The sequence below is a fragment of the Microbispora amethystogenes genome (genome assembly GCF_016863015.1).
Lineage (GTDB): Bacteria > Actinomycetota > Actinomycetes > Streptosporangiales > Streptosporangiaceae > Microbispora > Microbispora amethystogenes.
Map to the genome: position 1 here is coordinate 99,023 of NZ_BOOB01000050.1, position 8,204 is coordinate 107,226.

8 protein-coding genes are annotated in these 8,204 nt (G+C 71.7%); 5 read left to right on the top strand and 3 right to left on the bottom strand.

The window, feature by feature from the left end:
* The first annotated feature begins 93 nt into the window (after nt 1-93).
* Complete coding sequence (locus Mam01_RS29825; protein WP_204288531.1) at nt 94-837, top strand: sensor histidine kinase; 744 nt, start codon at nt 94-96, stop codon at nt 835-837.
* 136 nt (nt 838-973) lie between these two features.
* Nucleotides 974-1,972 (top strand): lactonase family protein, encoded by a 999-nt coding sequence (locus Mam01_RS29830; RefSeq protein WP_204288532.1) that lies wholly within the window; start codon nt 974-976, stop codon nt 1,970-1,972.
* Nucleotides 1,973-1,995: 23 nt separating this feature from the next.
* Here Mam01_RS29830 and Mam01_RS29835 read toward each other — a convergent pair whose 3' ends face one another.
* The 3 genes from Mam01_RS29835 to Mam01_RS29845 form a co-directional block, all read right to left on the bottom strand.
* Nucleotides 1,996-2,853 (bottom strand): SAM-dependent methyltransferase, encoded by an 858-nt coding sequence (locus Mam01_RS29835; protein WP_239101730.1) that lies wholly within the window; start codon nt 2,851-2,853, stop codon nt 1,996-1,998.
* 152 nt (nt 2,854-3,005) lie between these two features.
* Nucleotides 3,006-3,821 carry a DUF4253 domain-containing protein gene (locus Mam01_RS29840; RefSeq protein ID WP_150934826.1) on the bottom strand — a complete coding sequence of 272 codons (816 nt, stop codon included), beginning with the start codon at nt 3,819-3,821 and terminating at the stop codon, nt 3,006-3,008.
* A 49-nt stretch (nt 3,822-3,870) separates the two neighbouring features.
* Nucleotides 3,871-4,842 carry a helix-turn-helix transcriptional regulator gene (locus Mam01_RS29845; RefSeq protein WP_204288533.1) on the bottom strand — a complete coding sequence of 324 codons (972 nt, stop codon included), beginning with the start codon at nt 4,840-4,842 and terminating at the stop codon, nt 3,871-3,873.
* A 120-nt stretch (nt 4,843-4,962) separates the two neighbouring features.
* Between Mam01_RS29845 and Mam01_RS29850 the strand changes: the two genes are divergently transcribed.
* The 3 genes from Mam01_RS29850 to Mam01_RS29860 form a co-directional block, all read left to right on the top strand.
* The gene (locus Mam01_RS29850; protein ID WP_204288534.1) at nt 4,963-6,558 is read left to right on the top strand and encodes a peptide ABC transporter substrate-binding protein; all 1,596 of its coding nucleotides are present in this window, start codon (nt 4,963-4,965) and stop codon (nt 6,556-6,558) included.
* Nucleotides 6,559-6,565: 7 nt separating this feature from the next.
* On the top strand, nt 6,566-7,495 hold the full coding sequence (locus tag Mam01_RS29855; protein ID WP_204288535.1) for an ABC transporter permease: 930 nt from the start codon (nt 6,566-6,568) through the stop codon (nt 7,493-7,495).
* Nucleotides 7,482-8,204, top strand: a 723-nt coding sequence (locus tag Mam01_RS29860; RefSeq protein WP_239101731.1) for an ABC transporter permease, incomplete at its 3' end; no start/stop codon positions are given. The genes Mam01_RS29855 and Mam01_RS29860, both read left to right, overlap by 14 nt.

Below are 8,204 nucleotides of genomic sequence, written 5' to 3' on the forward strand. Positions count from 1 at the left end.
TGTCGCCATTTGAGTAAAAGATGCGTAGCTGCAACCCCATAACCCTTCTTGTCGTATATGTCTAAAGAAGAGATAGGGGTACGGGGCGATCTGATGCTGACCAAGCGAATCTCGGTCTACGCGGGTGCGGGCCTGCTGGTGTACGCGGCCGCCGCCACGATGATGGAACGACGCGCGCGGAAGGCTCTCGCGGCCGAGTGCGACCGGCTGCGCTGGTTCGCCGCCGACCTGTCGCACGAGCTACGCACCCCGCTCACAGCCGTACGGCTCGAACTGGAGGACGCCGCTCAGGACGCCGAAGCCGACGTCGCGTCGCTGACCGAGCGCCTGCTGCCCAGCCTCGACCGAGCGGAGGCGGTGGTCACGAGCATGCTCCTGCTGACCGGGCGGCAGGCGGGTGACGAGGGGCGCGAACTGGTCGACCTGGGCGACCTCGTCGGCCGGGAGGTCGCCTCGCGCCGCGATCCCTTCCCGGTCACGGTCCGCCTGTCCGGCCAGGTCAACGTCAGCGCCGTACGCGAGCAGATGCGCCAGGTGCTCACCAACCTGCTGGACAACGCCCAGCGGTACGCCCGCCGCGGCGTGGTGGTGGAGGTGTCACGACATGACGGCGTGGCGCGGATGCTGGTGGACGACGACGGGGACGGGGTTCCCGAGGCCGACCGGAGGCGGGTGTTCCAGCGGTTCACCCGGCTCGGCGGCCACCGCGACCACGACGGCGGCGGGCTCGGACTCGTGATCACCCGGGTCATCGCCGAGGCCCACCGGGGCAGCGTCGAGGTCGAGGAGGCGCCGTCGGGCGGCGCCCGTTTCGTGCTCCGCCTGCCCGCCGCCTGACAGGCTCTAGGGGCCGCCTGACAGGGCCCCTGACGGGATATCTGACCCGCCACCTGACGGGTTCCTGACGGACGAGGGCCGCCGCGCCGATAGCATTCGATCACTTATCGGCCCGACTCATCCCCCTGGAGTGACGATGCCCCGACCCGGCGACCTGGTGATCGGCGGATACACGCCCGACACGGAGGGATCGGGCCCCGGTCTGACGGTGGCCCGGCCGGACGCGGAGGGGCGGCTGGAGCCGGTGGCCGAGACGGCCGTGTCCGGGCCGTCCTTCGTCGCCGGGCACCCCCGCCTGCCGCTGCTCTACGCCGTGCTCGAACGCGAAGGGGAGGGCGGCCTCGCGGTCCTCGCCGCAGGCGAGGACCGGGCCGCTCCGCGCCTGCTGGCCGAGCACCCGAGCGGCGGGTCGCTGCCGTGTCATCTCGCGCTCGACGACCGGGGCGAGTGGCTCGCGATCGCCAACTACGGCGACGGGACCGTCACGGCGTACCGGCTGGGGGAGGACGGCATGCCCGAGCCCGGCCCGCTGACGTTCCCGCACGAGGGCCGGGGTCCCCACCCCGAACGACAGGAGGGCCCGCACGCCCACATGGCCGTCTTCGGCCCCGACGGCGTCCTGTACGTGACCGACCTCGGCACCGACGAGGTCCGCCGCTTCCTGCCCGGCATGCGCCCGCACCCCGAGGGTTCCGTACGGCTGGCCCCCGGCAGCGGCCCCCGGCACTTCCTGCACCACGAGGGTCACTGGTACGTCACCGGCGAGCTCGACGGGACCGTGCGCGTCTACGACGCCTCCTGGCGGGAGGCGGGGACGGTCCGGGCGAGCGGCGCCGAGGGGGAGAACCTGCCGTCCCACATCGCCCTGTCCGCCGACGGCCGTCACCTGTACGTCGCCAACCGGGGACCCGACACCGTCGCCGTCTTCGCCGTCGACGGGCCCCGGCTCACGATGGTGGCCGAGGCGCCCGCGGGGGGCCGGTGGCCGCGGCACTTCGCGATCGACGGCGACCGTCTCTACGTGGCCTGCCAGCGGTCGGACGTGGTCGTCGCGCTCGGGCTGAAGGAGGGGCTGCCGGAGCACGGAGGCCAGACGCTGGCCGTGGGCACCCCCTCGTGCGTGCTCGTCCGCTGACCGGCCCCGGCGGGCGGGGGCGGTCAGGGAACGCGGCCGACGCCGCCGACGATCCACACCCGCTGGGACCGCGCGGCGCTCTCCTCCGCCTCCGGCCGCCACTGGCGGATGTAGACGAGGCCGGGCTCGACGAGCTCGGTCCCGTCGAAGAAGCGCAGCACCTTCTCCCTGGTCCGCGGCACCTCGTCGGCCCGGGCCACGATCTGGCGGAACAGCTCGACGAGCGGTCCGGCCAGCTCGGGACGGGTGTCGAAGACGGCGTGGCCGACGGCGAGGTAGCTGCCGGGGGCGAGGTGGTCGCGCACGTACGCCACGCACTTGTACGGCTCGGCGGAGTCGGGGAGATACTGCAGCCGGGCCGGGATCAGCAGCCCGACCGGCTGCCGGAAGTCGACGAGCCTGAGCATCTCGGGGTCGGCCAGCATCTCCGCCGGGCGCAGGATCGAGCCCTTGACCACCCCGGTGCCGGGGGTGCGGGCGAGCAGGGCCCGGGCGTGGCTGAGCACCACCGGGTCGTCGTCCACGTACACCACCCGCGCGTCCGGCGCGAGCTCCTGGGCGACCTCGTGGGTGTTGCGGCGGGTCGGCAACCCCGACGCCACGTTGAGGAACTGCCGCACGCCCTGGTCGACCAGGAAGCGGACCACCCGTTCGAGGAACGTCCGGGTGTCCACGGCCATCGTCTTCACCTCGGGGGCGATGGCCATCAGGCTCTCGGCGAACTCCCGGTCGGCGGCGAAGTTGTCCTTGCCCCCGAGCAGGTAGTCGCTCATCCGCGCGATGTTGGCCCGGCTGGGGTCGAGGCCCGCCACCTTGGCGGTCCACGAGTCGTCCGGTTCCCGGCCTCCTGCGCTCGCGCCGGCCATGTCCGCGCCAGCCATGTCCGCGCCAGCCGTGTCTGGGCCGCCCGAGTCCGGGCCACCCAGTTCCGCGCCGTCCACTCGGCCTCCCTCGCTCCGGATCAACCAAGATTGATTATTCCGGTAAGTTCGTTGTGTCGAATGCCGATCACTCTGGAAAACCGCGAAAACCTTTAATCCCACCAGAATGACCAGGCGTTGCTGCCCACGAGCTGTTCGGCGTAGTCGGCCAGCGTTCCCGGCCCCTGCAGGACGCTGTCGGGGCAGAACGTCCAGTGCTCCGCCGCGACGTGCAACGCGTGCGCCGGAGTCGCGGGCGGCGCGGCGACGCTGAGATCGAGCGTGTTGAACCCCATGCCGACGACCCGCGCCCCGAACCGTTCCTCCCAGCTGCGCACGACGGCGGCCAGCGGCACGGTCCACTCGTTGTGGTGCAGCGCCCCCTGCCAGCCGATCGCGACCATCGCGTCGGCGCCGCGGCCCACCGCGGTCAGGCCCAGGAGCGTCATGCGCTCGGCGATCACGTCGGCGTACCAGTCGGCCACCACGTCGGGGTCGGCCACCGGCGCGGCGGGCGGCGCGGGCCCCGGGCACTCGGCCCCGTACGGCGCGAGGTAGGCCTCGTGGCCCAGCAGCAGGTCCTGCCACGCCTCGGCCATGAACCCGGCCGCGCTGAAGTAGTCGACCTGGTCGGGCGAGTCGGGGGCGATCTGCCCGGCCGCCCAGGGCTGCACGCCGTCCTCGAGCAGCACCGGCCACAGGCCCGATCGGGGGTGCTCGGCGCGCAGCCGGGCCCACAGCCCGGCGGGCACCGGCTCGTCGCTCAGCCAGAACGACGGGCGGTGATGGGTGCGCATCCTGTCGTAGTCGGGGTCCGGCCACACGAGGGACCCCGACGGCAGGTCGGCGGACAGCACCCGGCCGTCGCCGCCGTCGCCGAACAGCAGCTCCAGACCCGTGGGGAGCCGCCGACGCTCGTGAACCGACATGCGCCAATAATGTCGGACCTGGCCCCGGCGCGTCCCGCCAGGGCGATCATTATGCGATGTCGAGCCGGCCCAATCCCTCGGCGAGAACCTTGGTCGTCAGACGCGTACGGCTGTCGCAGCCCAGCTTCGCGAAGATGTGCTCCAGATGGGTGGTCACGGTGCGCACGCTCAGCACGAGCGCGGCGGCGATCTGGGGATTGGAGTCGCCCCGCGCGACCCGGGTCAGCACCTCGACCTCCCGGGTGGTCAGGTCGTACGGCAGTACGCAGGGGCGCTCGGCGACGACCGCGCCCTGGATCGAGCCGTGGAAGCCGACGCCGGCCCGGTGCAGGCGCATCTCCCGCCACTGGCCCGTGCCGTCGAGCCACAGCCCGCGGCGGGACAGCTCCCGTGAGTCGATGAACTCCCGCGCGAGGTCCGCCATGGCCGGCTCGGCGGCGAGGGCCCGTGAGGGCGGCCAGCCCGCCACGTCGCGCCGCCGGCCGCCGCGCTCGAACGACAGCGCGTGGAAGCCCGGCGGCAGGCCGAGGGGATCGACCACGCAGCGGGTCACGTCGGTGAGGTGGGCCAGGGCGGGCGACACCGCGCTGATCACCGCGGGCGCCTCGGGCGGCAGGTCGGCGCGCGAGCCGACGTGCAGCAGGCCGGTGTAGCGCCCGCCGGTCAGGAACAGCGGCGTGGTGATCCCCGAGCGCCAGCCGTACGGCTCCAGATGACGGCGGAAGTAGCGTTCGGTGCCGGGAGAGCCCATGACGACCGGCGTCCGTGCGGACATCGCCCGGCGGTAGGCGTCGAGCCCGGCGTACTCCTCGGCCGCGTCGTCGTCCACGCGGGTGTAGCCGGCCGAGACCAGCGAGCGGTGCCGGCCCGTCGCCGGGTCGAAGGCGACGAACTCGTAGGCCTCCACGGGAATGACCTCGCCCAGCGCGGTCATCGCCCCGTGCGCCCCCTGCCGGGCCACCTGGAAGCCCAGCTCGGCGACCGCGTGCAGGCCGCGCGCGCTGAGGCTGATTGGGTTCATCGATCCCTCCACGCTCAGACTGCCCGGTAAAGATCCCGCGAGCAATACGTAAAGTCTCCGATGCCGACGGCGGCCCCGTTTCCTACCCTCACCCGCAACACCACGGAGAGGCGGAGCACAGTGCGGGTCACGAGAAGCCGGGCGGCCGCCCTCGCCGCGGCCGCGGTCATGCTGAGCGGCGGCTGCGGGGGATCCTCGTCCGGCGGCGCGAAGGGCGCGGACGCCGACCGTTTCTCCGTCGCGCTGACCGAGCCCGACCACCTCACTCCCGGCAACACGTCCAGCGACTACTCGATCACCGTGCTCGACACGCTCTTCGAGACCCCGGTCTCCATCGACGCAGCCAGCGGCAGGCCGGTGATGCGCGCGGCCGAGTCGGTGACCAGCACCGACCAGAAGGTCTGGACGATCAAGATCAGGCAGGGGGGCGTGTTCAGCAACGGCGAGCCCGTCACCGCCCAGAGCTTCGCCGACTCCTGGAACGCCACGGCGTACGGCCCGAACGGCTGGACCAACAACTACTACTTCGCCAACATCGAGGGGTACGACAAGCTCAACCCCGAGAAGGGCGACCCGTCCACCGACAAGCTGAGCGGCCTCAAGGTCGTGGACGACCACACCCTGGAGGTCACGCTCACCGCGCCGTTCAGCCAGTTCCCGATCACGCTGGCGTACATCGCGTTCGCGCCGATGCCGAAGGCGGCGTTCGCCGACCTCAAGGCGTACGACCAGGCGCCCGTCGGGAACGGGCCGTTCGTCCTCGACGGCGCCTGGGAGCACGACCGGCAGATCAAGGTGAAGCGCTCGCCGGCCTACAACGGCGAGCGCAGGGCGAAGGCCGGCGCGGTCACCTTCCGGATCTACGCCGGCCGCGACACCGCCTACACCGACCTGCGGGCCGGGCGGGTGGACCTGCTGACCACGATCCCGCCGGCCAGCACGGCCGAGGCGCAGCGGCTGCTCGGCGACCGGTTCCTGCGGACTCCGGACGGCACGATGGACTACCTCGGCTTCCCGACGTTCGACAAGCGGTTCGCCAACCGCGACCTGCGCCGGGCGTTCTCGATGGCGATCGACCGGAAGGCGATCGTGGACGCCGTCTACGACGGCGCGTTCAAGCCGATGGCGTCGCTGCTCGCGCCGCTGGTGCCCGGCTACCGGGAGAACGCCTGCGGCGAGGCCTGCGCGTACGACCCGGCGAAGGCCAAGGCGCTGTTCGACCAGGCCGGCGGGTTCAGCGGCACGCTGACCCTGTGGTTCTCCAACGCCGACCCCAGCTACGAGCAGTGGATGACCGCCGTCGCCAACCAGCTCAAGCAGAACCTCGGGATCTCCGACATCAAGCTGCGCAAGGTCCCGGCCTCCGACTACCTGTCGTCGCTGCGCGAGCGCAAGGAGGACGGCCCGTACCGGAACAACTGGGTCATGGACTACCCGAGCCCGCAGGACTACCTGGAGTACATGTGGGGCGCGGGCAACCGCATGGGCTGGGAGAACAAGGAGTTCGACGACCTGATCAAGCAGGCCAACTCGGCGCCCGGCCTCGACGCCAGCCTGCCGCTCTACCAGAAGGCTGAGGACGTCGCGCTCGCCGAGATGCCGATGATCCCGCTGTGGAACTGGCAGAACCAGGTCGGCTTCTCCACCCGGATCAGCGGCGTGAACGTGACCCCGTACAGCAAGAACCTCTACGCGATCAGCGTGAAGCAGGGGTGACGGGGGAGTGAGGTACGCCGCGCGGCGGCTGGCGCAGGCGGTCCCGGTCTTCGTCGTGACCACCTTCCTGATCTACACGATGGTGTTCGCGCTGCCCGGCGACCCGATGCTGGCCCTCGCGGGCGACAAGCCGGTGCCCGAGCAGGTGCTCGCCGTCATGCGGCAGCGCTACCACCTCGACGAGCCGCTGCTCGTGCAGTACGGCCACTACATGCTCGGGGTGTTCCACGGCGACCTGGGGGAGACCTTCACCGGGCAGCCGGTGAGCGAGCTGCTCCAGGACCGGTGGGCGGTCACCGCGCAGCTCGCGCTGACCGCCTGGGTCTTCGAGCTCGTCGTGGGGATCGGCCTCGGCGTCCTCGCCGGGCTGCGCCGGGGCGGCGCCGCCGACACGGCGGTCCTCGCCGGCACCACGTTCGTCATCGCGGTCCCGGTGTTCGTGGTCGGCTACACGGCCCAGATCGTGCTGGGCCTCAACCTGGGGCTGTTCCCGACCGCGGGGACCGACGACGGCTGGCCGGGGAGCTACCTGCTGCCCGGCATGGTGCTCGGCTCGTTCGGCCTGGCGTACGTCGCCCGGCTCACCCGCACTTCTCTGGTGGAGAACCTGCGCGCCGACTACGTCCGTACGGCGACCGCGAAGGGGCTGGTCCGGCGGCGGGTCGTCGGGCTGCACGCGCTGCGCAACTCGCTGATCCCGGTCGTGACCTTCCTCGGCGTCGACTTCGGCAACCTCATGGCGGGCGCGGTCGTCACCGAGGGCATCTTCAACCTGCCCGGGATCGGCCAGCAGGTGTTCCAGTCGATCCAGCTCCAGGAGGGCCCGGTCGTCGTCGGCGTCGTCACCCTGCTCGTCATGGTCTTCATCGCCGCCAACCTCGCCGTCGACCTGCTGTACGGCGTGCTCGACCCGAGGATCCGCCGTGCTCGCGCGTGACGCCTGGCTGGAACTGCGCGGCCGGGTGGTCTTCTGGCTCTCCGCCGCCGTCCTGCTGGTCGCGTCGGCGATGGCGGCCTTCCCCGGCCTGTTCGCCGCCCTGGGCCCGAACGAGCGCTGCGACCTGCGCATGTCCAAGCGCGGCCCGCAGAGCGGCGCGTTGTTCGGGTACGACCTGCAGGGCTGCGACTACTGGTCGCAGGTCGTGCACGGCACCCGGGCGTCAATCGTGGTCGGCGTCGCGGTGACCGTGTTCGCCCTGCTGATCGCCATCGTGCTCGGGCTCGTGGGCGGGTTCTACGGGGGCCTCGCCGACGCGCTGATCTCCCGGACCACCGACGTGTTCTTCGGCATCCCCTTCGTGCTGGGGGCGACGGTCGTGCTGGTGGCCTTCCCCGACCACGGGATGTGGGCGATGACGCTGGTCCTCGTCCTGCTCGGCTGGACGACGATGACCCGCCTGATGCGCGGCCAGGTCATCGCGATCAAGCACATGGACTACGTCGCCGCCGCCCGCATGCTGGGCGCGAGCGACCGCAGGCTGATGGTCCGGCACATCCTGCCCAACGCGGTCGCGCCGGTCTTCGTGGTCGCGATGCTGAACGTCGGCAACGTGATCGCGGGCGAGGCGACGCTCGACTACCTCGGGGTCGGCCTGCAGTACCCCGACGTGTCGTGGGGCCTGCAGCTCAACACCGCGCAGACGTTC